This window comes from Pseudomonas pseudonitroreducens (genome assembly GCF_021603645.1).
Lineage (GTDB): Bacteria > Pseudomonadota > Gammaproteobacteria > Pseudomonadales > Pseudomonadaceae > Pseudomonas > Pseudomonas pseudonitroreducens.
The window spans coordinates 90,357-116,457 of sequence record NZ_BQHJ01000014.1 but is presented as its reverse complement, the minus strand read 5'-3'; the positions used below and the strand labels follow the sequence as shown (position 1 = coordinate 116,457).

Here is a 26,101-nt window from a genome sequence, read left to right as displayed (position 1 = left end):
CTGCGATGCAACGTCTGATCCGCCTGCTGCCGTTCCTCGCCTGGCTGCCACAGGTCACGGCGCGCGACCTGCGCCGTGACCTCGGCGTCGGCCTCTCCGGCGCGGTGCTGGCCCTGCCGCAATCGATGGCCTACGCACTGATCGCCGGGCTGCCGGCGGAGTACGGCCTGTACGCGGCGATGCTGCCGGTGCTGATCGCCTGCCTGTGGGGTTCGTCGAAACACATGGTCGGCGGACCGACGGCGGCCATCTCGGTGGTCTTGTTCACCGCCATTGCGCCGCTGGCGCCGCCGGGCAGCCCGCAGTTCATCCAGTACGCACTCCTGCTGACCTTCCTCGCCGGGCTGTTCCAATGGCTGCTGGGCCTGCTGCGTTTCGGCGTACTGGTGAACTTCGTCTCGCACTCGGTGCTGCTGGGCTTCACCTGCGGCGCCGCGCTGGTGATCGTGATCGGCCAGTTGCCGTACCTGCTCGGGATAACCGCCAGCGGGCAGGGCACGGCGCTGACCAGCGCCGCCGCGCTGTGGTGGAAGCTGGCGGAGTTCCATGGACCTTCGCTGCTGGTCGGCCTGTTCAGCCTCGCGCTGAGCCTGCTGGTGAGGCGCCTGTGGCAGCGCGGGCCGGCGCTGCTGATCGGCCTGTTCGGCGCCAGCGCGCTGGTCTGGGCGCTACCCTCCACATTTGCCGGCGTGGCCAAGGTCGCGGCCTTCCGCAGCGCACTGCCGCCGCTGAGCCCGTTGTCGTTCGATCTCACCGCTATCGCCCAGTTGTTCCCCGCCGCCGTCGCCTGCGGCATGCTCGGGCTGGTCACCAGCCTGTCCATCGCCCGCGCGCTGGCCGCGCGTTCGCACCAGACGCTGGATGCCAACCAGGAGGTGCGCGCCCAGGGGCTGTCCAACCTGATCGGCCCGTGGCTCTCGGGGACACTGTCCGCCGGCTCATTCACCCGCTCCGGGCTGAATCAGGATGCCGGAGCCCGCACGCCGCTGGCCGGGGTCTTCTCGGCACTCTGGGTCGCGCTGCTGGCGGTGGCCGGTGCCGGCTTGATCACCCACATTCCCTTGCCGGCGATGGCCGCCGGCATCTTGCTGATCTGCTGGAATCTGGTCGATCGTCCAGCACTGCGCGCCCTGTGGAATGGCAGCCGCGCCGAATCGCTCGTCATGCTGCTGACCCTCGCCGCGACCCTGTTGCTGCCGCTGCAGAACGCCATCTATGCCGGCGTGCTGGCTTCGCTGTTCTTCTACCTCAAGCGCACCTCGCAACCGCGCGTGCAGCAATGGGAACGTGAGGACGAAGAGGTACTGCGCATCGAAGGCTCGATCTTCTTCGGCGCCTGCGACTACCTGCAGAAGCGGATGCAGCACAGCCGCGGCGAACGCCTGGTACTGGACGCCCACCACGTCAACTTCATCGATTTTGCCGGCGCGCAGATGCTCCAGCAGGAAGCCCGCCGCCTGGCCAGCGAGGGCCGCAGCCTGGTCCTGCGCAATGCACGGCCGCGGGTGCGCGCGGAGCTGGAGCAGCAGATGGGGAAGGGCGGGGTGTTGCTGGTCGAGGAGTAGGAGCAACAGTCGTTCCCTGGATAACTCCGTGTTTGCGCTTTCCCCCTCACCCCAGCCCTCTCCCTCAGGGAGAGGGTGCAGTCCGAGCCGGCTGATGCAAAGGTTTCATCCTGCACCGAGCGGTCCCCTCTCCCTTTGGGAGAGGGCTAGGGTGAGGGCCGACCCGAGCGCAGAACTTTCACACAGGCGTAGACTTGGGCCGCGATGTCTACCCAACCGCCCAACGCCGGCAAGTCAGCCCTTGAGCTGCCGCCTCAGCTCTTCCAGCACCGGCGCCGAGTCCGGCCGCACGCCGCGCCACAGCAGGAAGGCTTCCGCGGCCTGTTCGACCAGCATGCCCAGCCCGTCGATGCAGCGCGCCGCGCCGTGTTCGGCGGCCCAGCGGTTGAAGGCGGTAACGTCCTTGCCGTACATCATGTCGTAGCAGATCGTATGCCCCGGCTTGACCAGCGCCGGATCGATGGGCGGCAACTCTCCGGCCAGCGAGGCCGAAGTGCCGTTGACGATCAGGTCGAAGGGCTCGTCGCGCAGGTCGAATCCACCGCCGCTGACCGCGCCCAGGTCCTTGAACTCTTCCGCCAACTGCTCGGCCTTGGACGCCGTACGGTTGGCGATGACGATGCAGGCTGGCTGCTCGGCGAGGAAGGGCTCGAGAATGCCGCGCACCGCGCCGCCGGCGCCCAGCACCAGGATGCGCGCACCGCGCAGGACAGCGCCGTGGTTCACCGTCAGGTCGCGGGTCAGCCCGGCGCCGTCAGTGTTGTCACCCAGCAGTCCGCCGCCGTCGAGCTTCTTCAAGGTGTTCACCGCGCCGGCCCGGCGCGCACGCTCGCTCAGCTCGGTGGCGAGGCGATAGGCGTCTTCCTTGAAGGGAACGGTGACATTGCCGCCCAGGCCCTCAACAAAGAACTCACGAGCGTTCGCGGCGAAATCGCCCAGCGGCGCCAGCCGCGCGTCATAGCTCAGCGCCTGGCCGGTCTGCTCGGCGAACAGGCGGTGGATCTGCGGCGACTTGCTGTGGCCGATGGGGTTGCCGAAGACGCAGTAGCGGTCCATTTCGATTCCTGGATAACAACGGTCAGGGCGTTCACTGGGCCTTGGGCGCAGATGCGAAACGCAGGGAGTCGACGATGATACCGATCTGCTGGAAGTCCTGATAGAAACCCACCGTGTCGATCAACAGCCCGGTGTGTCCATCGGAGACAGCGGCCCAGAAGCACGAACCACCGGCAGCATGGAAGCCCGTTTCCTCATCGGAAACACCACAGGTCTGCACTGCGGAAAGTCCCTGCCATCCTTCGCCCTGTCGCACCTGGACGGGACTGGGCGCATCCATGCCGGCCTCGCGCATCCACACCCCGTGCTCATCGCGGCTGAAGATCGCATCATCGGCCACCTGCTCCAGCGTCGCCGGACGTGGGCAGATATTGAGGGTGTACTCCTCGTTCTTCAGCTTGCCGGGAGCGTCCAGTTGCTGGCAGTGATCGACCTGGCGCAGCTTCCAGGCGCGCGGATAGCTGAAGCGGTAACCGTTGCCCTGATAGGTAGTGGTCGGAATGCGCAGGTATTCGCCGTAGGGCTTGCTCTGCAGGCTGCGGTCGTTGCGGCAGGCCGACAGCGGCTTGGCCTGGGGATTGGCGACCCGCAGCACCTGGTGCGATTGCACATCGACCTGCATACCGATGCAGGCGCAGCCGTACCCGTAGTTGGCATTGCCGCTCCGGACCCACTGGCCCTCGCCGAACTGAGGCGTCCAGTCACCTTCGGCCTGGGCACCACCCTGGGTGCCAATGAACCATTCGCCGTCACGATCGATGAGCGAGACGTTCGCCGGCGAAGGGTTCTCCAACCAGCCGCAGCGGCGCTTAAGGTCGCCGTCGGCCGCCTGTGCCGAAGCGACGACGAGCCACGGGAGTATCAGAAGATCGAAGCGCATGGTGTTCCCTGCCAAGCCATTGAACGAAAGCGGCACAGCGTAGCGACTGGCAGGGTCCGGGTGTAGTGAGCGGCGTCAGGCCTGCGCCAGCCAGTCGCGGTCGGTGAGGAAATAGTCGGTCAGGCGCGCTTCCTCGCTGCCCGGCTCCGGCTTCCAGTCATAGCCCCAGCGTACCTGCGGCGGCAGCGACATGAGGATCGACTCGGTGCGCCCGCCCGACTGCAGGCCGAACAGGGTGCCGCGGTCGTAGACCAGGTTGAACTCGACGTAACGGCCGCGGCGGAAGGCCTGGAACTCGCGTTGCTGCTCGGTGTACGGGGTGTTCTTGCGCTTGCGCACGATAGGCAGGTAGGCGTCGATGTAGGCATCGCCGATGGCCCGCAGGAAGGCAAAGCTGGTGTCGAAGTCCCACTGGTTCAGGTCGTCGAAGAACAGGCCGCCCACACCGCGCGGCTCGTTGCGGTGCTTGATGTGGAAGTAGCGGTCACACCATTCCTTGTAGCGCGGGTAGACGTCCGCGCCGAAGGGGGCGCAGGCGTCGCGGGCGACCTGGTGCCAGAGCACGCAGTCTTCCTCATGGGCGTAGTAGGGCGTCAGGTCGAAGCCGCCACCGAACCACCAGACTGCTTCCTCGCCTTCCTTCTCGGCGATGAAGAAGCGCACGTTGGCGTGGGAAGTCGGCACATGCGGGTTGGTCGGGTGGATCACCAGCGACACGCCCAGTGCCTGGAAGCCGCGGCCGGCCAGTTCCGGACGGTGCGCGCTGGCGCTCGGCGGCAGGCCGGCGCCGAAGACATGGGAAAAGTTCACGCCGCCCTTCTCGATCAGCGCACCATCGCCGATCACCCGTGTCCGCCCGCCGCCACCCGCTGGCCGCTGCCAGGCGTCCTCAACGAAGCGGGCGCTGCCGTCCTCGGCTTCGAGTGCGGCGCAGATGCGGTCTTGCAGGTCGAGCAGGTAGGCCTTCACGGCCTCGATGCGGTCGGTCACGAGAATCACCTTGGAGCGGGAAAGCCACGCATGGCGCGGGCCGGAGCGGGGTTCAGGGTCGAAAACGGGCGCAAGCATACCATCGCCGCCGGCAAAGCTGGTCTTGACGCCCGTCATCCATGCGGCTTGGATGAAAGTCTTTTCCCCGGCGAGGCAAAGCCTCGCGCCATCAGGAGAGCGACATGGCCAAGCGTGTTCAATTCGCCAAGACCGGCGGCCCGGAAGTCCTCGAAATCGTCGACTACACCCCGGCCGAACCCGGCCCCAACGAGGTGCGGGTACGCAACCGCGCCATCGGCCTGAACTTCATCGACACCTACTACCGCAGCGGCCTATACCCCGCACCGAGCATGCCCTCCGGGGTCGGCACCGAAGGCGCCGGCGAGGTGGAGGCGGTCGGCAGCGCGGTGACCAATGTGAAAGTCGGCGATCGCGTCGGTTACGCCACCGGCCCGCTGGGCGCCTACAGCGAGCAGCACGTGCTGCCGGCGGCCAGCGTGGTGAAGCTGCCGGATGCAATCACCTTCGAGCAGGCCGCCGCTGTCATGCTCAAGGGCCTGACCGTGCAGTACCTGTTGCGCCAGACCTACAACGTGCAGCCGGGCCAGACCATCCTCTGGCACGCGGCCGCCGGCGGCGTCGGGTTGATCGCCTGCCAGTGGGCCAAGGCCATCGGCGCGCACCTGATCGGCACCGTCAGTTCGGCGGCCAAGGCAGAACTGGCGAAATCCCACGGCGCCTGGGAAACCATCGACTACAGCCACGAGAACGTGGTCGAGCGCGTGCTGGCGCTGACCGATGGCAAGAAGTGCCCGGTGGTCTATGACTCGGTGGGCAAGGACACCTGGCTGACCTCGCTGGACTGCGCGGCGCCACGCGGCCTGGTGGTGAGCTTCGGCAACGCCTCCGGCGCGGTGGATGGAGTCAACCTGGGCATCCTCTCGCAGAAGGGCTCGCTCTACGTCACCCGCCCGACGCTGTTCGGCTACGCCAGCACGCCGGAGCGCCTGCAGGCCATGGCCGACGATCTGTTCGGCATGATCACCAGCGGCAAGGTGAAGGTGGAGATCAACCAGCGCTTCGCCCTGGCCGAGGCGGCCAAGGCGCAGACCGAACTGGCCGCGCGGCGCACCACCGGCTCGACCATTCTGTTGCCGTGATCTGAGCTGCCTTCGCGAGCAAGGGCCAGGCGCGCCTCTCGGTCCTGCAGGGTGCGGCGGTATCGCCTTTCGTAGGAGCGAGCTTGCTCGCGAACCGAGTCGCGTCGAGGTGACCGGCTTACGACGGGCGAACAGTCTCGCCGGTACGCAGGTCGCGGATCAGGCTCGGATTGCGCCGTCCACCCAGGGCACCGCCGAGCACGCCATCCAGCTCGCCGCGGAAGTACTGCTCGACCCGCAGGCGGCTGCGCGCAGACGGGCGGCCGGCGGGGTTGGCGGAGGTGGAGATCAGCGGGCCGGTGTAGCGGCACAGTTCGCGCACCAGCGGGTGGTCGGTGACGCGCAGGGCGACGGTATCGTGCTCGCCAGTCACCCACTCGGGCAGGCGACCCTGGTGCGGCACCAGCCAGGTGTTCGGGCCGGGCCAACTGGCGGCGAGCGTGTCCTGCCAGGCTTCGGGCAGGTCCTCGAGGAGGAAGTCGAACTGGCGGATATCACCGGCCACCACGATCATGCCCTTTTCCACCGGACGCGCCTTGATCGCCAGCAGGCGGTAAACGGCGTCGGCGCTCCACGGGTCGCATCCCAGGCCCCAGACGGCTTCGGTCGGGTAAGCGATCACACCGCCATCGCGCACGACCTGGGCCATGCGCTGGGTACGCCAGTTGCTGTACATCGGGGAGTTCCTCGGATCTGCGATGCGCGGCAGTTTACGTGCTCAGGGGGCGCGATGCACCCAGACACCGGCCTCGCAGGACACCCGCCCGTCCAGCTCCAGGTCGGTGAGTTCCACCAGTACCTGCGGCAGCTCCAGGCCGCTGCGCAGTGCCAGTTGCTCGCTGCTCTGCGGGGCGGCACGCAGCAGGTCGAGCAGGGGATGGCTCGGCAACGAAGTCGCGGGCTGCGCCACTGCTACGTGGTGCGTCCAGCCCTGCAGGCCTTCGAGAATGTGCTCGACCGTCTCCACCAGCGTCGCACCCTGGCGGATCAGCTCATGACAGCCGCGCGCGCCGGGGTGGTGAATCGAACCGGGGATGGCATAGACCTCGCGCCCCTGCTCGGCGGCCAGCCGCGCGGTGATCAGCGAACCGCTGGACGGGCTGGCCTCCACCACCAGGGTGCCCAGGGAAAGGCCGCTGATGATCCGGTTGCGCCGGGGGAAGTTCGACGCCTGCGGCGCGCTATTCAGCGGCAGCTCGGAAACCACCGCGCCGCCTTGCTCGACGATGCGTTGTGCGAGGCCGAGGTGGCGTCGCGGGTAGAGCTGCTCCAGGCCCGTGCCCAGCACCGCGACGGTCTTTCCACCAGCCTCCAGGGCCCCCTCATGAGCCGCGCCATCGATGCCCAGCGCCAGCCCGCTGGTGATCACGAAGCCACCACCGGCCAGGCTGCGGGCAAAGGCCCGAGCCGTATCCAGCCCCGGCTTGCTGGCCCGGCGGCTGCCGACCATCGCCAGTTGCGGGCGCTCCAGCAGGCTCGGCTCGCCCGCCAGGAACAGCACGGGTGGAGCATCGCTCAACTCCGCCAGCAGAGCGGGATAGACCGGCGCATCCCACATCACCAGGTGATGTCCGGGCGCCTCCAGCCAGCGCATCGCCTCGGCCGCCTGTTCACGAATGGCGCTGTCGCGGCGCGGGCCCGCACAGTTGGCCGGCAGACCGAGGGAGCGCCAGGCCGCCGCCGGCGCGCTGAGAGCCGCGGACGCCGAGCCGAAGGCTTCCAGCAAGCGGCGAAAACGCCGCGGGCCCAGTTCGGGCAGGCCATGCAGGCGCAGCCGCGCTTCCAGCTCGGCCGGGGAGAGGGTCGGGTCCAGGGGCATGTTGCAATCCTTCGGCGTGCGGTTGACGCCCGGACTATGCCGCGCCGAGCGACGCTCGCGCTGTCGGACCCTTCCGGATCGCGCCCACAAAAAACCCCGCCGAAGCGGGGTTTCTTCAAGTCACGCGCGCATCACGGGTTCAGGACGCGGTCGTTGACTTCAAGCGAGCGGGTAGCGGTGAGCACCAGCCCGTAGCTCAGGCGGTTGTAGGTGCGGAAGACCATCACCAGGCCCGAACGCTCGTCCGGGATCTTCACCATTTCATCGGTGACGCGATCGCGCACGGTTTCGCCCAGCTTGTAGATCGCCAGCACGTTGCCTTCGGCCAGGCCGTCACGGGAACCCTTGTCGATGGTTACCACGTCGTACTTGCCGATCTGCGTTACGCCGCGCGGCACGTCGATGATGGTGCCCTTGATCGGGGTGCTCGGCTCGCTGGGCATGAAGGTCGAAGTGATCGCGCGCTCCTCGGTGGGGAACAGGCGGTCGCCCGAACGGACTTCCTGGGTCGTGCGGGTCAGCATCAGGGTGGCGACATCGCCTTCCTTCGCAGTGACGTTGGCGCCACCGACGTCCATCGCGTCGATGCCCAGAACCTCGTTGGTTTCCGGGTCGGTGTAAACCTTGGCCTGGCGGAAGATGCCGTAGCTGTTCTCTTCGGACAGCGACTCGCCACGGGCATAGGCACGGTCGCCAGCGCCGCTGATCACGCTTTCCTGAGCACCGGCAACCACATAGGGGGCATTGCTGAAGACGTCAGCGTTGTCGACGATGCGGTTGGAGACCAGGAAGGCGTTGATCTTGTCCAGCGGGATGGTCGGGATCGCCTCGGCGATCGGGGTGCTGCGCACCCGCGGCGACAGCTTGATGGTCCCGCGGGATTCGCCACGGTTGAGCATCAGGCGCGGCTGGCCGTCGATATACACCAGGCTCAGCACGTCACCCGGGTAGATCAGGTGCGGGTTCTGAATCTGCGGATTCACCTGCCAGATTTCCGGCCACTTCCACGGCTTGCTGAGGAACTTGCCGGAGATGTCCCAGAGGGTGTCGCCCTTCACTACGGTATAGCGATCCGGATGGCCGTCCTTGAGCTGCACGGCAGCCTGCGCCATCCCGCCTGCAGCGAGCAGCAGCAGGGCGAGTAGTGTTTTCCTCATGCGGTGAATCCCTTTATTATGTGTACACATGAAACGCCTGGAAGCCGCCCCTACCGCGCTTTCCAGCCGTTTTTCGATGCTGCTCAGCATATTAGCAGCCGATTTTGACTTTATTCCACAAGTGCATCACAAACGTATATGGCCATTCTGAACATTCTCGAATTCCCCGATCCGCGCCTGCGGACCATCGCCAAGCCGGTCACGGTCTTCGATGACGCCCTGCGCACGCTGATCGACGACATGTTCGAGACCATGTACGAGGCCCCGGGCATCGGGCTGGCGGCAACGCAGGTCAACGTGCACAAGCGTGTCGTGGTGATGGACCTCTCCGAGGACAAGTCCGAACCGCGGGTCTACATCAACCCGGAGTTCGAATACCTCACCGAGGAAATGGACCAGTACCAGGAAGGCTGCCTGTCGGTGCCCGGCTTCTACGAAAATGTAGACCGTCCGCAGAAGGTGCGGATCAAGGCCCAGGACCGCGACGGCAATCCGTTCGAGGAAGTCGCCGAAGGCCTGCTCGCCGTGTGCATCCAGCACGAGTGCGATCACCTGAACGGCAAGCTGTTCGTCGACTACCTGTCCAATCTCAAGCGTGACCGCATCCGCAAGAAGCTGGAAAAACAGCACCGGCAACAGGCGTGACCCCATCCCCAAAGGCTTGCCCCGGCAAGCCTTTTGTTTTTTTGTGAGCCCGATATGAGCCAAGCACTGCGCATCGTCTTCGCCGGCACCCCGGAATTCGCCGCCGAGCACCTCAAGGCCCTGCTCGATACCCCGCACCAGATCGTTGCCGTCTACACCCAGCCGGATCGCCCGGCAGGCCGCGGGCAGAAACTGATGCCCAGCCCGGTCAAGCAACTCGCCCTGGAGCATGGCCTGGCGGTGCTGCAGCCACCGACCCTGCGCGATCCCGCCGCCCAGGCCGAACTGGCGGCGCTCAAGCCGGACCTGATGGTGGTGGTCGCCTACGGGCTGATCCTGCCGCAGGCGGTGCTGGATATCCCGCGCCTGGGTTGCATCAACAGCCACGCCTCGCTGCTGCCGCGCTGGCGCGGCGCCGCGCCGATCCAGCGCGCGGTGGAGGCGGGCGACGCCGAAAGCGGCGTGACGGTGATGCAGATGGAAGCGGGCCTGGACACCGGGCCGATGCTGCTCAAGGTCAGCACGTCGATTTCCACCGAAGACACCGGCGGCAGCCTGCATGACCGCCTCGCCGAGTTGGGCCCGAAAGCCGTGGTCGAGGCCATTGCCGGCCTCGCCACCGGCACGCTCAAGGGCGAGATACAGGACGACGCCCTGGCCACCTACGCACACAAGCTGAACAAGGAAGAGGCGCGCATCGACTGGACCCGTCCGGCCGACGAACTGGAGCGGCGCATCCGCGCCTTCACCCCCTGGCCGGTATGCCACACCACGTTGGGTGAGGCCGCACTGAAGGTACTCGGTGCCAAGCCCGCGCAAGGCAAGGGCGAGCCCGGCAGGATTCTCGACGCCAGCCGCGACGGCCTGCTGGTCGCCTGCGGTGAGGGCGCGCTGCTACTGACCCGCCTGCAACTGCCCGGCGGCAAGCCGCTGGCCTTCGCCGACCTGTTCAACAGCCGCCGCGAGCAGTTCGCGCCCGGACAGACACTTGGTCTGCAAGGGCAGGGCGCATGAGTACCAATCCTCGCCTGGCGGCCGCCCGCGCGCTGGCCGCTGTACTGGCCGGCCGGGCCTCGCTGGGCAGCTCGCTGCCGACCCAGCTGGAACACGTCGAGCCGCGCGACCGCGGCCTGGTACAGGAGCTGGCCTTTGGCGCCGCGCGCTGGCAGCCGCGCCTGTCCACCCTGGCCGCACGCCTGCTGCAGAAGCCGTTCAAGGCCGGCGACCGCGACGTCGAGGCGCTGCTGCTGGTGGGCCTCTACCAACTGCTCTACACCCGCATTCCCCCCCACGCAGCCATCGGCGAGACCGTTGGCTGCGCGGACAAGCTGAAGAAGCCCTGGGCCAAGGGCCTGCTCAACGCCGTACTGCGTCGCGCCCAGCGCGAAAGCGAGGTGCTGCTGGCCGAGGTCGACAAGGACCCGGCCGCACGCCTGGCACACCCGCGCTGGCTGCAGAAGGCACTGAAGAAGTCCTGGCCGGAGCAGTTCGAAGCCATCTGCGCCGCCAATAACGCGCACCCGCCGATGACCCTGCGGGTAAATCGCCGTCACGGCAGCCGTGACGACTATCTGGAAGAGCTGAACCGCGTCGGCTTCGAAGCCACAGCCTGCGAGTTCAGCCGCGATGGCATCAACCTCGTGCAACCCTGTGACGTGCGCGAGCTGCCGGGCTTCGCCGAAGGCCGCGTCAGCGTGCAGGACGAAGCCGCGCAGCTGGCCGCCGACCTGCTGGAGCTGGCGCCCAGCCAGCGCGTGCTGGACGCCTGCTGCGCGCCCGGCGGCAAGACCTGCCACCTGATGGAAGCCGAGCCCGCGCTGGCCAGCGTGGTCGCCGTGGACCTGGAAGAAAGCCGCCTGGTACGGGTGCGCGAAAACCTCGCACGCCTGCAGCTATCGGCCGAACTGTTCGCCGCCGACGCTCGCGTCACGGCCAAATGGTGGGACGGTAAAGCCTTCCAGCGCATCCTGCTGGACGCGCCGTGCTCCGCCACCGGGGTAATCCGCCGTCACCCGGACATCAAGCTGACCCGCACCGCAGAAGACATCGAGGCGCTGGCAAAACTGCAAGGCGAGCTGCTCGATGCGTTGTGGGCGACGCTCGAAGTGGGCGGCGTAATGGTCTACGCGACCTGCTCGGTGATGCCCCAGGAGAACAGCGAGCAGATCGCTGCGTTCCTCGGCCGCACCCCCGGCGCTCGCGAGCTGGACCTGCCCGGCCCGTGGGGGATCAAGCAGCCCCATGGGCGCCAGCTGCTGCCGCAGCAGGGCGGGCATGACGGCTTCTATTATGCCAAGCTGATCAAGATTTCCGCCCGCTAGGCCAAACGGGCTGCTGCGCGTCGACGATACGTCGTCAGATCACGGTTTCGAATGCTCATTTACTCTCCGCTTCGAAACCGCGTTCTTCCTAGCCTCGTTCTAGCTCGCAATCCCTCCCCCGAGGAGTTAACAAAGAGCTCTCATGAAAATCATCATCCTTGGTGCCGGCCAGGTCGGCGGCACTCTGGCCGAGCACCTCGCCAGCGAAGCCAACGACATCACCGTGGTCGATACCGACGGCGAACGCCTGCGCGACCTCAACGACCGCCTGGACATCCGCACCGTCCACGGCAAGGCCTCGTTCCCCACTGTGCTGCGCCAGGCCGGTGCCGACGATGCCGACATGCTGGTGGCGGTGACCAACAGCGACGAGGTGAACATGGTGGCCTGCCAGGTTGCCTACACCCTGTTCAACACCCCCACCCGCATCGCCCGCGTGCGTGAAGCGGCGTACCTGACCCGCGCCGGGCTGTTCGACAACGAGGCAATCCCGGTCGACGTGCTGATCAGCCCCGAGCAGGTGGTGACCAACTACATCAAGCGCCTGGTGGAATACCCCGGCGCCCTGCAGGTGATCGACTTCGCCGAGGGCAAGGCGCAGTTGGTGGGCATCCGCGCTTACTACGGCGGGCCGCTGGTGGGCCAGGAGCTGCGCCAGCTGCGCGAGCACATGCCCAACGCCGACACCCGCGTGGCGGCGATCTACCGCCGCAACCGGCCGATCATTCCCCAGGGTGACACCGTGATCGAGGCCGACGACGAGGTCTTCTTCATCGCCGCCAAGGCCCACATCCGCGCGGTGATGGGCGAGATGCGCCGCCTCGAGGACAGTTACAAGCGGATCATCATCGCCGGCGGCGGCAACATCGGCGAACGCCTGGCCGAAGCCATCGAGAGCCGCTACCAGGTGAAGATCATCGAGATGAACCCGGCGCGCTGCCGACACCTGTCAGACAGCCTGGACAGCAGCATCGTGCTCCAGGGCAGTGCCTCCGACCGCGACCTGCTACTGGAAGAGAACATCGGCGATACCGACCTGTTCCTCGCGCTGACCAACGACGACGAGGCCAACATCATGTCCTCGCTGCTGGCCAAGCGCCTGGGGGCGCGCAAGGTGATGACGCTGATCAACAACCCCGCCTATGTGGACCTGGTGCAGGGCGGCGAGATCGATATCGCCATCAGCCCGCAGCTGGCGACCATCGGCACCCTGCTGACCCACGTGCGCCGGGGCGACATCGAGAGCGTGCACTCCCTGCGCCGCGGCGCTGCCGAAGCCATCGAAGTGGTCGCCCACGGCGACGCCAAGTCGAGCAAGGTGATCGGCCGCAAGATCAACGAGGTGCAACTGCCGCCGGGGACCACCATCGGTGCGGTGATCCGCGACGACGACGTGCTGATCGCCCACGGCGAAACGAAGATCGAATCCGGCGACCACGTGATCCTCTTCGTGGTGGACAAGAAGCGCATCCGCGATGTCGAGCGCCTGTTCCAGGCCGGCCTGACCTTCTTCTAAGCGACAAAGGCCGCCCCTGGGCGGCCTTGCCAGTCGAATCCGGGGCGCTTTCAGACAGCTCCTACAGCGCCACCAACCCGATGCTGTCACCCTGCGCGGCCTGTTCCAGCTTGCCTGTCCCCGGTCATGCGCTACTCCTCCATCGGTCGAATCCTCGGCGTGCTGCTGATGCTGTTCAGTGCCACGCACCTGCCACCGCTGCTCGTCGACCTCCACTACGCCGAGCACTCGTGGCGGCCCTTTGCGCTGTCGTTCCTGGTCACGCTGCTGACCGGCTTCGTCATCTGGTGGCCCTGCCGCCAGCACAAGCAGGACCTGCGCATCCGCGATGGCTACCTGGTCACCGCGCTGTTCTGGATCGTCCTGGGGTCCTTCGGCGCCATGCCTTTCGCCCTCTCGGACGCACCGCACATGGGCCTGATCGATTCGCTGTTCGAGTCCTTCTCGGGCCTCTCCACCACCGGCGCCACGGTACTCACCGGGCTGGACACGCTACCCCACGCGATCCTCTACTACCGCCAGCAGCTGCAATGGCTGGGTGGCATGGGTATCGTGGTACTGGCGGTGGCTGTGATGCCGATGCTCGGCATCGGCGGCATGCAGCTGTACCGTGCGGAAATGCCCGGGCCGCTGAAGGATCACAAACTCTCGCCGCGCATCGCCGATACCGCGAAGACCTTGTGGTTCCTCTACTGCGGCCTGACGCTCGCCTGTGCCCTGGCCTACTGGGCGGCGGGAATGAATGCCTTCGACGCCATCGGCCACAGTTTCTCCACCATCGCCATCGGTGGCTTTTCCACCCACGATGCCAGCATCGGCTACTTCGACAGCCCGCTGATCGAGCTGATCTGCATGACCTTCCTGGTCATCTCGGGGATCAACTTCAGCCTGCACTTCCTCGCCTGGCGCCAGCGCAGCCTGCGGCACTACCTCAACGACACCGAGTGCCGGGCCTACCTGGGCATCCTGCTGGTGCTGTTCCTGATCACCGCCACCACACTGATCCTCAAGCATCACTACGACTCCCCCCTGCAGTCGATCCGCTACGCCGCCTTCATGGTGATCTCGGTGGCGACCACCACCGGTTTCGGCCTTGCCGATTTCAGCGCCTGGCCGACCCTGCTGCCTTACCTGCTGCTCTACAGCACCTTCATCGGCGCTTGCGCCGGCTCCACAGGCGGCGGCATGAAGGTGATGCGCGTGCTGCTGGTGTACCGCCAGGGCATGCGCGAATTCCTCCGCCTGCTGCATCCCAACGGTGTGTTCCTGGTAAAGCTGGGCCGGCGCACGGTGCCCGACCGCGTGGTGGAATCGGTGTGGGCGTTCTTCTCGATCTACCTGCTGACCTTCGTCAGCCTGATGCTGGTATTGCTGGCACTGGGCGTGGACCAACTCACCGCGTTTTCGACGCTCGCTTCCAGCCTGAACAACCTGGGCCCGGCGCTGGGCGAGGCATCGATGCACTACGGCAACCTGCCGGGCAGCGCCAAGCTGGTACTGAGCCTGGCGATGGTGCTGGGGCGGCTGGAGGTGTTCTCCCTGCTGATACTGCTGACTCCCGCCTTCTGGCGTACTTGAAGCACTGATCTTGAGGCAGAATGGCGACCTGCTGACGGAGGCTCGCCATGATCGATTCGCTGGAAAAGATGCTCGCCAAGGGCGTGGACAATTCGCTGCTGCGCTTCGGCCTGGGCAAGGGCTACCTGGATGCTGGCGATGCCACCAGGGCCGCCGAGCACCTGCGGCGCTGCGTGGAGCAAGACCCTAAGTACTCCGCCGCCTGGAAGCTGCTGGGCAAGGCACTGCAGGCCGAGGGTGACCTGGACGGCGCGCGCACGGCCTGGACCGACGGCCTCGCCGCCGCGCAGGCCCATGGCGACAAGCAGGCGGAGAAGGAGATGAGTGTGTTCCTGCGCAAGCTGGACAAGACAAAGGGCGCCTAGGCGCCCTTTTTCATGCTCATTCGTTCATCTTCCTGCGGCCTCAGGCCACCGAGGGGTGCCGGCGCAGGTTGCGGGTGATGGCGCTGAGCAGCATGCCGTAGAGGGGCACGAAGAGCATCAGCATGACCGCGAGCTTCACGCCGTAGTCGACCCAGGCTATCTCCACCCAGTGCTCGGCCATGAACGGGTTGTCGCTGTGCCAGAAGGCGATGGAGAAGAAGGTGAAGGTGTCCAGCAGGTTGCCGAACAGGGTCGAGACCACCGGGGCGATCCACCACTGGCGCATCCGTCGCAGACGGTCGAAGACCTGGATATCGAGAATCTGGCCGAACACGTAGGCCAGGAAGCTGGCCAGGGAAATCCGCGCCACGAAGGTGTTGAACTCGCCCAGGGAGGCGAAGCCCCTGAAGGCGCCCTCCTGGAAGACCACTGAGATCACGTAGGAAGCCAGCAGCGCCGGGATCATCACCCGTGCGATGACCAGCCGCGCCGGGCGCTTGCCGAGCAGGCGGACGGTAAGGTCGGTGGCCAGGAAGATGAACGGGAAACTGAACGCGCCCCAGGTGGTGTGCCAGCCAAAGAGGGTCATTGGCAGCTGCACCAGGTAGTTGCTGGCGATGATGATCAGGATGTGGAACGCGACCAGACCGGCGAGTGCGCCGCGCCTTGCCGCCGGAAGGGATGCCGACATGCTTTGGGCCTTTTTCGTCGATGGGGTGAGGGAACCCATGCCCGGCACCATGCCGAGCGGCGCGCATTGTATACGATCCGGACCTGAAAGTCAGGTTTTTCTGAGCATTTTTTGCTCAATACCGACCTGTGATTTTTCGTAGGAGCAACTGCCTTTTCCTGGGGAGTCCGTACCAATGCATCCCCTTCACCCTAACCCTCTCCCCCTGGGAGAGGGTTAGGGTGAAGGCCGACCCGAGCGCAGAACTTTCACGTAGGAGCGGACTCTGTCCGCGATCGACTCACCGTCGCTCCGGTCGATCAGGAAGCTGGGCCAACCGATCGCGGACGAAGTCCGCTCTTACATAACCGCTATGCAGCCAATCAGGCGTTACCGACGAAGCGGAAGCCCGCGCCCTCGGCATCGGTGCGCATCACTTCCATCTCCAGGATCGGCGCATCGAAGGGCATGTCCTGCACCTGGCCGGTGACGCGCGTACCGGCGGGCAACGCCGCGAGCACTTCATGGCGAACGTAGACGCCGCCGTCCGACAAATCACGGGTATGGCCGAACACGTCGCCGAAGTCGGGGTGGCTGATCTTGATCCGGCACTTCATCGGGGTCCGCGGGTACTGCCTTTGGTTGGCCATGGATGGCATCCGTCCTGAATGTCAGCGCATTAATGGGCCTCAAACCCATGGGTCAGGTCAAGCCAGCAGTTGCACGAGCAGCCAGAGATTGGCGGCGCTGATGACGCAGAACAAGCCCCAGGCCAGCACGCGAGTCAGCAGGCTGTTGACGAACTCGCCCATCAGCGCGCGATCGCTGGTGAAGCGGATCAGCGGCCAGAGCGCGAAGGGCAGTTGCAGGCTGAGCACCACCTGGCTGAGCACCAGCAGCTTGCCGACCGCCTTGTCGCCGAGCATCAGCACGCCGATCAATGCCGGGATCAGTGCCAGCGCGCGAGTGATCAGGCGGCGCTGCCAGCAGGGAATCTTCATCTGCAGGAAGCCTTCCATGATCACCTGCCCGGCAATGGTGCCGGTGAAGGTGGAGCTCTGCCCCGAGGCGAGCAGCGCGACGCCGAAGAGGATCGCCGCCAGCCCGGTGCCCACCAGCGGTTCGAGCAGGCGGTAGGCGTCCTGGATTTCGGTGACGCCGGTGTGGCCGGTCTCGTGGAAGGCGGCGGCAGCGAGGATCAGGATGGCGGCGTTGATCAGCAGCGCGAGGCTCAGCGAGACCACCGTGTCGATACGCGTCAGGCGGATCGCCGCGGCCTTGCCGTCGCTACCGCTGACCTGGCGCGTCTGCACGATGGAGGAGTGCAGGTAGAGGTTGTGCGGCATCACCGTGGCGCCAAGGATGCCGATGGCCAGGTACAGCGGCTCACGCTGGCTGATGGCGTCCCAACTGGGCAGGAAGCCGGCGGCAACGTCCGGCCAGTGCGGCTTGATGAGAAGCAGCTCGACCAGGTAGCAACCGCTGATGGTGATGATCAGCCCCAGCATGATCGCTTCCAGGTGGCGGAAGCGCTGGCCCTTGAGGCCGAGCACGATCAGCGTGTCGAAAGCGGTGAGGATGACGCCGGTGACCAGGTCGACGCCCAGCAACAGGTGGAAGGCGAGGGCACAGCCGAGCACTTCGGCGAGGTCCGTGGCGACGATCGACAGCTCCGCCAGCAGCCATTGCAAGCGAGCGCCGCCCAGGCTGTAGCGGCTGCGCGACAGCTGCGCCAGGTCCTGCCCGGTGACGATGCCCAGGCGCATGGCCAGGCATTGCAGGACCATGCCGGCGAGACTGGAGAGCAGCACCACGAACAGCAACTGGTAGCCAAAGCCGGAGCCGGCTTCGATGGCGGTGGCCCAGTTGCCCGGGTCCATGTAGCCGATGGAGACCAGCAGGCCGGGGCCGGCGAACTGCAGGATGCGCTTCCACAACGGCGCGCTGGCCGCGACCTGGATGCTGCCTTTGACTTCCGAGGGACAGAACGGCGCGGTAGCGGTGGTCGGCAGGCCGAGCATGTTGGTTCTTCCTGGCTTATGGGCGGGCGCGTTGCCCTCTCCCTGAAGAGAGGAGGTATCTCACTGCGGAGCTTTCACGCCGGTCGGCCGACCGGCGTGGGTTCGCGAGCATGCTCGCTCCTACAGGTCCACGGCGGCACGCTCTTCGTAGGAGCGAGCTTGCTCGCGAACCGCCCAGCCACAGTCCCGGCAATCCCGGCTCAGTACCACTTCGCCTCGCCTTCTGGGCGCTTCTTGAAACGCTTCATGGTCCACATGTACTGGCTCGGATACGCGCGCACGTACTTGGCCAGCTCGCGGCTGAGGGCTGCCACGGACACTTCCATGTCCTTGTCGTACATGTCCGCCGGCGCGGCCTCGAGGATCACCTTGTAGCCGCTGCCATCGGGCAGGCGCACGGCATGGAAGAACACGCCACGGGCCTTGCCGCGCGAAAGCAGCGACGGCACGAACTTGCTGGTCAGCGCGGTGGTGCCCAGGTAGGGCACGAACAGCCCCGAGCCGAGGTCCGGTTCCGGGTCGCAGGGAATGCCGACGCAGCCGCCATTCTTCACTTCCTTGATCACGCTCTTGATGCCTTCGGGCGTCGAAGGCGCCACGCGGTTGCCCAGCTGCACGCGCTGCTTCTTCAGCAGATCGTCCACCGCTTTGAGCTTCGGCGGGCGGTAGAAGATGATCGGCTTGGCGTAGGAGCAGTAGAAGTGGTTGAGCACTTCCCAGTTGCCCAGGTGGCTGGTGATGCCGACCAGGCCGTCACCGGAGGCCAGCGCTTCTTCCAGCACTTCCATGCCTTCCACTTCGCGGATGTACTGCAGCGACTTCTGCGGCGACCACATCCAGGCGCAGGCGCTCTCGGTCAGCGTGCGGCCGATGTCCATCAGGCTCCGGCCGACGAGCTTTTCCAGCTCGGCTGCGGACAGCTCGGGGAAGCAGTGCGAGAGGTTGATCCGCACGATCTCGCGGGAGCGGTTGGGCAGCTTCCACATCAGCCAGCCGATGCCCGCGCCCAATGCGCCCACCGCGCGCCACGGCAGCATGGCGAACAACCGCAGGAAGCCCACCACCAGTGCGCCCTTGAATTTCTCCACGGAAAACTCCTTCAAGCAGATGGCGGCCATTGTAGCCGCTCGCGTCGGCATTTCGGGCATCGCCGGCCACCTCCACCTTGCCTCCACACAATCAGCACAGAGCGAACACGCGGCGCCCACACCGCGCACGCAACCTGCGGCCATCCGATCCACAGGCCCGGAGGCCCGCGATGCGTACCCGAACCTTACTTGCACGGCTGTGCTGCCTGCTGCTGGCGATGAGCACCAGCCTGGCGGCGCTGGCCGACGACGGCAGCGTCTTGAATGAAAGCAATGCCAGCCCCTACTTCTTCGTCGAGAGCGCCGACGCGTCGGTCGATGCCCTGCCGCTCAAGGCCACCCGCGTGAATGCCCGTGTGCTGGGCAACATCGCCGAAGTGACGGTGACCCAGGAATACCGCAACCAGGGCGCCACACCGCTGGAAGCGCGCTACATCTTCCCCGCCTCGACCCGCGCGGCCGTCCACGGCATGACCGTGCGCCTGGGCGAGCGGGTGATCCAGGCGCAGATCCGCGAAAAGCAGAAGGCCCAGGCCGAGTACCAGCAGGCCAAGAGCGCGGGCAAGACGGCCGCGCTGCTGGAGCAGGAACGCGAGAATGTGTTCCAGATGCAGGTCGCCAACATCCTGCCCGGCGACGTGGTGCAGGTAGAGCTGCGCTACAGCGAGCTGCTGGTGCCCACTGACGGGCGCTACCAGTTCGTGTTCCCCACCGTGGTCGGCCCGCGCTACAACGGCAAAGGCACTTCCGGCAGCGGCAACCAGCCGTGGATGTCGACGCCCTACCTGCAACAGGGCCAACCCTCGGCCACGCAATTCGCCCTGCAGATGGAATTGCTCGCACCGGTGCAGATCGACGAGATCGCTTCGCCCTCGTACCATATCGACATCCAGCGTGACGGTCCGCACGCCGCCATCCACCTGGCCGCCGACGAGACTGCCGGGAATAACCGCGACTTCATCCTCGACTACCGCCTGGGCGGCGATCAGGTGCAAAGCGGCCTGCTGCTGTCGCACGGCGCCCAGGAGAACTTCTTCCTCGCCATGGTCACGCCGCCGCGCGCGCCGAATGCCAGGCTCATCGTGCCGCGCGACTACGTGTTCATCGTCGACGTGTCCGGTTCCATGAACGGCTTCCCACTGGACACCACCAAGGCCCTGCTGCGCGATCTGATCGGCCGCCTGCGGCCCAGCGACACCTTCAACCTGCTGCTGTTTTCCGGCGACAACCGCAAGCTCGCCGATACCTCCCTGGCGGCCACGCCGGCCAACATCCGCCGTGCCACCGACATGCTCGATGGCGAAGAGGGCGCCGGCGGTACCGAGCTGATGCCGGCCCTGCGCGAAGCGCTGGCGATGCCCACCGACCCGGAGCGTTCGCGCAGCTTCGTGGTGATCACCGACGGCTTCGTCAGCGTGGAAAGCAGCGCCTACCAGCTGGTGCGCGAAAACCTGAGCAAGGCCAACCTGTTCGCCTTCGGCATCGGCAGCTCGGTGAACCGCAGCCTGATCGAAGGCCTGGCGCGGGCGGGGCAGGGCGAGCCGTTCATCGTCACCGACCAGCGCTCGGCCGGCGAGCAGGCCGAGCGCTTGCGGCGGATGATCGATAGTCCGCTGCTGCAAGGTATTCACGCGAGCTTCGAAGGGCTGGAGGTCTACGACGTCGAACCCCAGCAAATGCCCGACCTCTTCGCCGATCGCCCACTGGTGCTGTTCGGCAAATGGAAGGGCGAGCCCCGCGGTGAACTGCGCATCGATGCCCACGCGTCGGATGGCCCGTTCCAGGCACACCTGCCGATCAGCGCAACCAGTCTTGGTGAAAACGGCGACGCGCTCGCCCACCTCTGGGCGCGTAAACGGTTGGCCAGCCTGATGGACCAGGAAGCCCTCGATGGCGGCTTCGAGTTCAGCTCGCAGATTCTCGACCTCGGCCTGAAGTATCAGCTGCTCACGCCCTATACCTCGTTCATCGCCGTCGACCAGCAGGTCCGCAACGCCGATCCGCAGGCGAGCCAGTCCGTCGATCAACCGCTGCCGCTGCCCCAGGGCGTGAACAACAGCGCCATCGGCAGCACGGTACCGGGAACCCCCGAACCCGGTGTGTGGGCCATGCTGCTGCTCGCCGGCCTTGGCGCATGGTGGTGGCGGAGGAGGGCGGCATGACGCGCCGCCTGCCCGGCTGGAGCTGGTTGGCACTCGCTGCACTGGCCGCCTGGCCCAGTTGGCTGTGGGCGGTGCGCCGGCTGGGTGATGGTTCGGATGATCCGTTGGGAATCATCGCCCTGGCGGCGCTGGGGCTGTTGCTCTGGCGCGACCGCTCCGGCCTGCGGACGCAGCCTCGCCCGGTGTGGCTGGCGCTTGCGGCGGGTTTGCTGCTGGTGGCGGCATTCAGCCAGTCGTTGCTGCCGCCACTGTTGCGCGGATTGATCTCGGTGTTGGCGCTGCTGCTGGTGGTCCTCAGCCTGCGCGCGCCAGGGCAACCCTGGCTGGCCTGGCTCGGCCTGGGTTTCCTGTCGCTGCCGCTGCTGTCGTCGCTGCAATTCTTCGTCGGCTACCCGCTGCGGGTGATCACCGCCGAGGTCAGCGCCTGGCTGTTGCGCCTCGGCCCCTGGTCGGTGGAGCGGCAGGGCAGTGCGCTGTTGGTCGATGGTCAGTGGGTGATGGTCGACGCACCCTGCTCGGGCATCCAGATGGCCTGGGTCGGCTACTTCAGCGCCTGCACGCTGGCAGCCTGGCTGCGCCTGCCGGATCGACTGTTGCTGCGCCGGTTACCGCTGGTGGGCATGCTCGTGCTGGGCGGCAATATCCTGCGCAACACGCTACTGGTGTGGGGCGAAAGCGGGGCGAGCGAGTTCCCCGGCTGGGCGCACGAAGGCGTCGGCCTGCTGGTGTTCGCGGCGGTGTACGGGATGATCCTGCGGGTGATCGGGCGGCGTTCATTCGACACCCCAGCGCTAGGCGTGTCGGCATGCTCCGCGCCACCGACAAGCGTCCAGGCAGCCTTCCTGGGCGCATTGCTGCTGGCGATGATCTGGCCGCTGTTGGCGCCGGGCTCCGCCTCCGACAAAGTGAGCGCGCCTCACGAATGGCCCATCCAGTTCGAAGGTCGACTGCTGCAGCCGCTGGCACTGTCCCCGGTGGAGCAGCGCTTTGCCGAGGACTTTCCCGGGCAGCTCGGTCGCTTCAGCGATGGCCAACGCAGCATCGTGCTGCGCCAGGTGCTGCGGCCGACGCGCAAGCTGCACCCGGCGGAAGACTGCTTCCGTGCCATCGGCTACCGCGTCGAGCAGACGCAACTGCGCAAGCGCGTGGGAGCGGAAGGTTTGCAGCGCTGCTTCGTCGTCACGCGCGACGGCGTGAAGTTGCAGGTCTGCGACTACATCCAGGACGCTGCCGGCCAATCCTTCTCCGATACGTCGGCCTGGTACTGGTCGGCACTCTCCGGGCGTTCGACGGGACCGTGGCTGGCGGTCACCCTCGCCAGCCCACTGCCTTAGGCGCGGGTCAGCTGGGTGTAGCGGTCGCAGTCGGTGGTGTGGTCCATCACCATGCCGGTGGCTTGCATGAAGGCGTAGCAGATGGTCGGGCCAACGAAATTGAAACCGGCCTTGCGCAGCGCCTTGCTCATGGCCTCGGCCTCGGGCGTCACCGCCGGCACCTGGCCGCGTTCGCTGAAGTGATTGACCTTCGGCTTGCCGCCGACGAAGGACCAGAGGAACGTCACCGGGTCTTCCAGCTCCAGCCAGGCGCGGGCGTTCTGCCGCGCCGCCTTGAGCTTGGCGAAGTTGCGGATGATGCCCGGGTCCTGCATGCGCTCCTCGATCTCCTCGTCACTCATGCGCGCCAGGCGCTCGGGATCGAAGCCGAACAGCACCTCGCGGTAGCGCTCGCGCTTCTTCAGCACAGTGATCCACGAGAGTCCCGCCTGGGCGCCTTCGAGGATCAGCATCTCGAACAACGCCCGCGGATCGCGCTGGGGCACTCCCCATTCTGCATCGTGGTAGGCGATGTACAGCGGGTCGTCGTTACACCAGAAGCAACGGGGCATGGCGGTCGTCCTGACAGGGAAAGCCCGACTATAGACAATTCACTGTATGAAAATACAGTCATTCGGCAAATTTTTCGGTCGATTCGTGAACTCCCGCCGGGCGCCCGGAAATCGCTGAGAAGCCCAAGCTGCAAGCGTCTTGCGGTATACTGCCGGGTTTTAGTCGCATATCCAGCACAGGTGAAATTCGTGAGCCAGACTACGCCCGCCGTGCCCACCTTCCAGGACCTGATCCTCGCCCTGCAAAAATACTGGGCCGATCAGGGCTGTGTGGTGCTGCAGCCCTACGACATGGAAGTAGGCGCCGGCACCTTCCACACCGCCACCTTCCTCCGCGCCGTGGGCCCGGAAACCTGGAACGCGGCGTACGTGCAACCCAGTCGCCGCCCTACCGACGGCCGCTACGGTGAAAACCCCAACCGCCTGCAGCACTACTACCAGTTCCAGGTGGTCCTCAAGCCCAACCCGGAAAACTTCCAGGAGCTCTACCTGGGCTCGCTGCAGGCCATCGGCATCGACCCGCTGGTGCACGACATCCGCTTCGTCGAGGATAACTGGGAATCGCCGACCCTCGGCGCCTGGGGCCTGGGCTGGGAAATCTGGCTGAACGGCATGGAAGTCACCCAGTTCACCTACTTCCAGCAAGTGGGCGGCATCGAGTGCTACCCGGTCACCGGTGAGATCACCTATGGCCTGGAACGCCTGGCCATGTACATCCAGGGTGTCGACTCGGTGTATGACCTGGTGTGGGCTGATGGCCCATTCGGCAAGGTCACCTATGGCGACGTGTTCCACCAGAACGAAGTGGAGCAGTCGACCTACAACTTCGAGCACGCCAACGTCGAGAAACTCTTCGAGCTGTTCGACTTCTACGAAAGCGAAGCCAACCGTCTGATCGAGCTGCAGCTGCCGCTGCCGACCTACGAAATGGTCCTCAAGGCCTCGCACACCTTCAACCTGCTGGACGCTCGCCGCGCCATCTCGGTGACCGAGCGTCAGCGCTACATCCTGCGCGTGCGCACCCTGGCCCGCGCCGTGGCGCAGAGCTACCTGCAGGCCCGCGCCCGCCTCGGCTTCCCGATGGCCACCCCCGAATTGCGTGACGAAGTACTGGCCAAGCTGAAGGAGGCCGAATAATGAGCGCGAAGGATTTCCTCGTCGAACTGGGCACCGAAGAGCTGCCACCCAAGGCGCTGAAGAGCCTCGGTGAAGCCTTCCTGGCCGGCATCGAGAAGGGCCTGAAGGCCGCCGGCCTGACCTACTCCGCCGCACGCTGCTACGCCGCGCCGCGCCGCCTGGCCGTGCAGATCGACCAGCTTGCCGTGCAGCAGCCCGACCGTACCGTGAACCTCGACGGCCCGCCGCTGCAGGCTGCCTTCGACGCCAGCGGCAACCCGACCCAGGCCGCCCTGGGCTTCGCCAAGAAGTGCGGCGTGGACCTGGAGCTGATCGACAAGAGCGGCCCGAAGCTGAAGTTCAGCCAGACCATCGCCGGCCAACCCGCCGTAGGCCTGCTGCCGGCCATCGTCGAAACCTCGCTGAACGACCTGCCGATTCCCAAGCGCATGCGCTGGGCCGCTCGCCGCGAAGAGTTCGTGCGTCCGACCCAGTGGCTGGTGATGCTGTTCGGCGATGACGTCGTCGACTGCGAGATCCTCACCAAGAAAGCCGGTCGCGAATCCCGCGGCCATCGCTTCCACAATCCGGCCAACGTGCGCATCTCCGCACCGGCCAACTACCTGGAAGACCTGCGCAGCGCCCACGTGCTGGCCGACTTCGCCGAGCGCCGCGAGATCATCGCCAAGCGCGTCGCCGAACTGGCCGCCGAGCAGAAGGGCAGCGCCATCGTCCCGGCCGACCTGCTGGACGAAGTGACCGCGCTGGTCGAGTGGCCGGTACCGCTGGTGTGCTCCTTCGAGGAGCGCTTCCTCGCCGTACCGCAGGAAGCCCTGATCACCACCATGCAGGACAACCAGAAGTACTTCTGCCTGCTGGACGCCAACGGCAAGCTGCTGCCGCGCTTCATCACCGTGGCCAACGTCGAGAGCAAGGCGCCGGAGAACATCGTTTCCGGCAACGAGAAGGTGGTGCGCCCGCGCCTGACCGACGCCGAGTTCTTCTTCAAGCAGGACCAGAAGCAGCCGCTGGAAGCCTTCAATGCCCGTTTGAAGAACGTGGTATTCCAGGCCCAGCTCGGCACCGTGTACGAGAAGGCCGAGCGCGTGTCCAAGCTGGCCGCCTACATCGCCGAGCGCATCGGTGGTGACGCGACCAACGCCGCCCGTGCCGGCATCCTCTCCAAGTGCGACCTGGCCACCGAGATGGTCGGCGAGTTCCCGGAGATGCAAGGTATCGCCGGTTACTACTACGCCACTGCCGGTGGCGAAGCCAAGGATGTCGCCCTGGCGCTGAACGAGCAGTACATGCCGCGCGGCGCTGGCGCGGAACTGCCGGGCACCCTGACCGGTGCCGCGGTGGCCGTGGCCGACAAACTCGACACCCTGGTCGGCATTTTCGGCATCGGCATGCTGCCCACCGGCAGCAAGGACCCGTACGCCCTGCGCCGTGCCGCCCTGGGCGTGCTGCGCATTCTCATCGAGAAGCAGCTGGACCTGGATCTGGTCGATGCCATCGGTGTCGCCGTGGCCCAGTACGGCGATAAAGTGAAAGCCGAGGGTCTGTCCGAACAGGTGCAGGACTTCGTCTTCGACCGCCTGCGTGCTCGTTACGAAGACGAGGGCGTGGACGTTGCCGTGTACCAGGCCGTGCGCGCCCTCAAGCCGACCGCTCCGCTGGACTTCGACCAGCGCGTGCAGGCCGTTCAGGCCTTCCGCCAGCTGCCAGAAGCCGCAGCCCTGGCTGCCGCCAACAAGCGCGTGTCGAACATCCTGGCCAAGGCGGAAGGCGAGGTTCCTGCCACCGTCAACGCCAGCCTGTTCGTCGAGACCGCCGAGAAGGCCCTTGGCAGCGCCGTGGCAAGCGCCGAAGCGGAAGTAGCCCCGCTGGCCGCGGCTCGCGATTATCGTGCAGCCCTGGCCCAACTGGCGGCGTTGCGCGCGCCGGTCGATGCCTTCTTCGAGGAAGTACTGGTCAACGCGGACGACAGCGCCGTGAAGGCCAACCGCTACGCCCTGCTGGCCAAGCTGCGCGGGCTGTTCCTCGGCGTCGCCGACATCTCCCTGTTGGGCTAACGCCCAACGGCTACAGGCTTCAGGCGGTGGGC

At 66.3% G+C, this 26,101-nt stretch carries 23 protein-coding genes; 12 read left to right on the top strand and 11 right to left on the bottom strand.

Translation table 11 applies throughout. The features are described from left to right. Positions 1-5 precede the first annotated feature (5 nt). Complete coding sequence (locus L6D89_RS28050) at positions 6-1,565, top strand: SulP family inorganic anion transporter (RefSeq protein WP_236201805.1); 1,560 nt, start codon at positions 6-8, stop codon at positions 1,563-1,565. 234 nt (positions 1,566-1,799) lie between these two features. Here the strand turns inward: L6D89_RS28050 and aroE are convergent, their stop codons facing one another. The 3 genes from aroE to hemF form a co-directional block, all read right to left on the bottom strand. Further along, positions 1,800-2,621, bottom strand: coding sequence for a shikimate dehydrogenase (gene aroE / locus L6D89_RS28045; protein WP_236201804.1), 822 nt, complete (start codon positions 2,619-2,621; stop codon positions 1,800-1,802). A 31-nt stretch (positions 2,622-2,652) separates the two neighbouring features. Beyond that, a complete protein-coding gene (locus L6D89_RS28040) occupies positions 2,653-3,501 on the bottom strand; it encodes a DUF4087 domain-containing protein (RefSeq protein ID WP_236201803.1) in 849 nt (282 codons plus the stop codon). Between the two features lie 75 nt (positions 3,502-3,576). Continuing rightward, entirely contained in the window at positions 3,577-4,491 is a 915-nt protein-coding gene (gene hemF, locus L6D89_RS28035; protein ID WP_236172363.1) for an oxygen-dependent coproporphyrinogen oxidase, read from the bottom strand. Between the two features lie 182 nt (positions 4,492-4,673). On the opposite strand from hemF, the gene L6D89_RS28030 reads away from it, so the two are divergent. Continuing rightward, positions 4,674-5,651, top strand: coding sequence for an NADPH:quinone reductase (locus tag L6D89_RS28030; RefSeq protein WP_236201802.1), 978 nt, complete (start codon positions 4,674-4,676; stop codon positions 5,649-5,651). A gap of 118 nt (positions 5,652-5,769) precedes the next feature. Here the strand turns inward: L6D89_RS28030 and tsaC are convergent, their stop codons facing one another. The 3 genes from tsaC to L6D89_RS28015 all read right to left on the bottom strand — a co-directional run bounded on the left by tsaC (position 5,770) and on the right by L6D89_RS28015 (position 8,627). Then, positions 5,770-6,327 (bottom strand): L-threonylcarbamoyladenylate synthase type 1 TsaC, encoded by a 558-nt coding sequence (gene tsaC, locus L6D89_RS28025; RefSeq protein ID WP_236172314.1) that lies wholly within the window; start codon positions 6,325-6,327, stop codon positions 5,770-5,772. A 42-nt stretch (positions 6,328-6,369) separates the two neighbouring features. Then, positions 6,370-7,470 (bottom strand): DNA-processing protein DprA, encoded by a 1,101-nt coding sequence (gene dprA, locus L6D89_RS28020; protein ID WP_236201801.1) that lies wholly within the window; start codon positions 7,468-7,470, stop codon positions 6,370-6,372. A 131-nt stretch (positions 7,471-7,601) separates the two neighbouring features. Next, positions 7,602-8,627, bottom strand: a complete 1,026-nt coding sequence (locus tag L6D89_RS28015) for a LysM peptidoglycan-binding domain-containing protein (protein ID WP_236172316.1) — start codon at positions 8,625-8,627, stop codon at positions 7,602-7,604. Positions 8,628-8,765: 138 nt separating this feature from the next. Between L6D89_RS28015 and def the strand changes: the two genes are divergently transcribed. The 6 genes from def (at position 8,766) to L6D89_RS27985 (ending at position 15,052) form a co-directional block, all read left to right on the top strand. Then, positions 8,766-9,272, top strand: coding sequence for a peptide deformylase (gene def, locus L6D89_RS28010; protein ID WP_236172317.1), 507 nt, complete (start codon positions 8,766-8,768; stop codon positions 9,270-9,272). Between the two features lie 54 nt (positions 9,273-9,326). Then, positions 9,327-10,286 (top strand): methionyl-tRNA formyltransferase, encoded by a 960-nt coding sequence (gene fmt / locus L6D89_RS28005; protein ID WP_236201800.1) that lies wholly within the window; start codon positions 9,327-9,329, stop codon positions 10,284-10,286. After that, on the top strand, positions 10,283-11,593 hold the full coding sequence (gene rsmB, locus L6D89_RS28000) for a 16S rRNA (cytosine(967)-C(5))-methyltransferase RsmB (protein WP_236201799.1): 1,311 nt from the start codon (positions 10,283-10,285) through the stop codon (positions 11,591-11,593). Before fmt ends, rsmB begins: the two co-directional genes overlap by 4 nt. Before the next feature lie 142 nt (positions 11,594-11,735). Beyond that, positions 11,736-13,109: a Trk system potassium transporter TrkA gene (gene trkA / locus L6D89_RS27995; protein WP_017518880.1), complete on the top strand. Its 1,374-nt coding sequence runs from the start codon at positions 11,736-11,738 to the stop codon at positions 13,107-13,109. Positions 13,110-13,235: 126 nt separating this feature from the next. Further along, entirely contained in the window at positions 13,236-14,687 is a 1,452-nt protein-coding gene (locus L6D89_RS27990; protein WP_236172320.1) for a TrkH family potassium uptake protein, read from the top strand. Positions 14,688-14,734: 47 nt separating this feature from the next. Further along, entirely contained in the window at positions 14,735-15,052 is a 318-nt protein-coding gene (locus tag L6D89_RS27985) for a tetratricopeptide repeat protein (protein ID WP_236201798.1), read from the top strand. A gap of 40 nt (positions 15,053-15,092) precedes the next feature. Here the strand turns inward: L6D89_RS27985 and L6D89_RS27980 are convergent, their stop codons facing one another. The 4 genes from L6D89_RS27980 to L6D89_RS27965 form a co-directional block, all read right to left on the bottom strand. Further along, entirely contained in the window at positions 15,093-15,743 is a 651-nt protein-coding gene (locus tag L6D89_RS27980) for a 7-cyano-7-deazaguanine/7-aminomethyl-7-deazaguanine transporter (protein WP_236172322.1), read from the bottom strand. A 362-nt stretch (positions 15,744-16,105) separates the two neighbouring features. Further along, on the bottom strand, positions 16,106-16,372 hold the full coding sequence (locus tag L6D89_RS27975) for a PilZ domain-containing protein (RefSeq protein WP_169935315.1): 267 nt from the start codon (positions 16,370-16,372) through the stop codon (positions 16,106-16,108). 57 nt (positions 16,373-16,429) lie between these two features. Beyond that, positions 16,430-17,743 carry an Nramp family divalent metal transporter gene (locus L6D89_RS27970; protein ID WP_236201797.1) on the bottom strand — a complete coding sequence of 438 codons (1,314 nt, stop codon included), beginning with the start codon at positions 17,741-17,743 and terminating at the stop codon, positions 16,430-16,432. 200 nt (positions 17,744-17,943) lie between these two features. Then, on the bottom strand, positions 17,944-18,831 hold the full coding sequence (locus L6D89_RS27965; RefSeq protein WP_236201796.1) for a lysophospholipid acyltransferase: 888 nt from the start codon (positions 18,829-18,831) through the stop codon (positions 17,944-17,946). A 170-nt stretch (positions 18,832-19,001) separates the two neighbouring features. Here L6D89_RS27965 and L6D89_RS27960 point away from each other — a divergent pair, with 170 nt between their 5' ends. Next, a complete protein-coding gene (locus L6D89_RS27960) occupies positions 19,002-20,993 on the top strand; it encodes a VIT domain-containing protein (RefSeq protein WP_236201795.1) in 1,992 nt (663 codons plus the stop codon). Next, complete coding sequence (xrtQ, locus tag L6D89_RS27955) at positions 20,990-22,327, top strand: exosortase Q (protein WP_236201794.1); 1,338 nt, start codon at positions 20,990-20,992, stop codon at positions 22,325-22,327. Before L6D89_RS27960 ends, xrtQ begins: the two co-directional genes overlap by 4 nt. Here the strand turns inward: xrtQ and L6D89_RS27950 are convergent. Beyond that, positions 22,324-22,878: a DNA-3-methyladenine glycosylase I gene (locus L6D89_RS27950; RefSeq protein ID WP_205338345.1), complete on the bottom strand. Its 555-nt coding sequence runs from the start codon at positions 22,876-22,878 to the stop codon at positions 22,324-22,326. The two genes, xrtQ and L6D89_RS27950, sit on opposite strands and share 4 nt — an antisense overlap. Positions 22,879-23,067: 189 nt before the next feature. Here L6D89_RS27950 and glyQ point away from each other — a divergent pair, with 189 nt between their 5' ends. Next, entirely contained in the window at positions 23,068-24,015 is a 948-nt protein-coding gene (gene glyQ / locus L6D89_RS27945) for a glycine--tRNA ligase subunit alpha (RefSeq protein WP_015474809.1), read from the top strand. Next, positions 24,015-26,069 carry a glycine--tRNA ligase subunit beta gene (gene glyS / locus L6D89_RS27940; RefSeq protein WP_236201793.1) on the top strand — a complete coding sequence of 685 codons (2,055 nt, stop codon included), beginning with the start codon at positions 24,015-24,017 and terminating at the stop codon, positions 26,067-26,069. Before glyQ ends, glyS begins: the two co-directional genes overlap by 1 nt. Positions 26,070-26,101 lie beyond the last annotated feature (32 nt).

Excerpts from the sequence above, each read along its gene's own strand:
- L6D89_RS28050 (WP_236201805.1), top strand. The coding sequence starts at position 6 with ATGCAACGTCTGATCCGCCTGCTGCCGTTCCTCGCCTGGCTGCCACAG.
- aroE (WP_236201804.1), bottom strand. The coding sequence starts at position 2,621 with ATGGACCGCTACTGCGTCTTCGGCAACCCCATCGGCCACAGCAAGTCG.
- L6D89_RS28040 (WP_236201803.1), bottom strand. The coding sequence starts at position 3,501 with ATGCGCTTCGATCTTCTGATACTCCCGTGGCTCGTCGTCGCTTCGGCA.
- L6D89_RS28030 (WP_236201802.1), top strand. The coding sequence starts at position 4,674 with ATGGCCAAGCGTGTTCAATTCGCCAAGACCGGCGGCCCGGAAGTCCTC.
- tsaC (WP_236172314.1), bottom strand. The coding sequence starts at position 6,327 with ATGTACAGCAACTGGCGTACCCAGCGCATGGCCCAGGTCGTGCGCGAT.
- dprA (WP_236201801.1), bottom strand. The coding sequence starts at position 7,470 with ATGCCCCTGGACCCGACCCTCTCCCCGGCCGAGCTGGAAGCGCGGCTG.
- L6D89_RS28015 (WP_236172316.1), bottom strand. The coding sequence starts at position 8,627 with ATGAGGAAAACACTACTCGCCCTGCTGCTGCTCGCTGCAGGCGGGATG.
- def (WP_236172317.1), top strand. The coding sequence starts at position 8,766 with ATGGCCATTCTGAACATTCTCGAATTCCCCGATCCGCGCCTGCGGACC.
- fmt (WP_236201800.1), top strand. The coding sequence starts at position 9,327 with ATGAGCCAAGCACTGCGCATCGTCTTCGCCGGCACCCCGGAATTCGCC.
- rsmB (WP_236201799.1), top strand. The coding sequence starts at position 10,283 with ATGAGTACCAATCCTCGCCTGGCGGCCGCCCGCGCGCTGGCCGCTGTA.
- trkA (WP_017518880.1), top strand. The coding sequence starts at position 11,736 with ATGAAAATCATCATCCTTGGTGCCGGCCAGGTCGGCGGCACTCTGGCC.
- L6D89_RS27990 (WP_236172320.1), top strand. The coding sequence starts at position 13,236 with ATGCGCTACTCCTCCATCGGTCGAATCCTCGGCGTGCTGCTGATGCTG.
- L6D89_RS27985 (WP_236201798.1), top strand. The coding sequence starts at position 14,735 with ATGATCGATTCGCTGGAAAAGATGCTCGCCAAGGGCGTGGACAATTCG.
- L6D89_RS27980 (WP_236172322.1), bottom strand. The coding sequence starts at position 15,743 with ATGTCGGCATCCCTTCCGGCGGCAAGGCGCGGCGCACTCGCCGGTCTG.
- L6D89_RS27975 (WP_169935315.1), bottom strand. The coding sequence starts at position 16,372 with ATGGCCAACCAAAGGCAGTACCCGCGGACCCCGATGAAGTGCCGGATC.
- L6D89_RS27970 (WP_236201797.1), bottom strand. The coding sequence starts at position 17,743 with ATGCTCGGCCTGCCGACCACCGCTACCGCGCCGTTCTGTCCCTCGGAA.
- L6D89_RS27960 (WP_236201795.1), top strand. The coding sequence starts at position 19,002 with ATGCGTACCCGAACCTTACTTGCACGGCTGTGCTGCCTGCTGCTGGCG.
- xrtQ (WP_236201794.1), top strand. The coding sequence starts at position 20,990 with ATGACGCGCCGCCTGCCCGGCTGGAGCTGGTTGGCACTCGCTGCACTG.
- L6D89_RS27950 (WP_205338345.1), bottom strand. The coding sequence starts at position 22,878 with ATGCCCCGTTGCTTCTGGTGTAACGACGACCCGCTGTACATCGCCTAC.
- glyS (WP_236201793.1), top strand. The coding sequence starts at position 24,015 with ATGAGCGCGAAGGATTTCCTCGTCGAACTGGGCACCGAAGAGCTGCCA.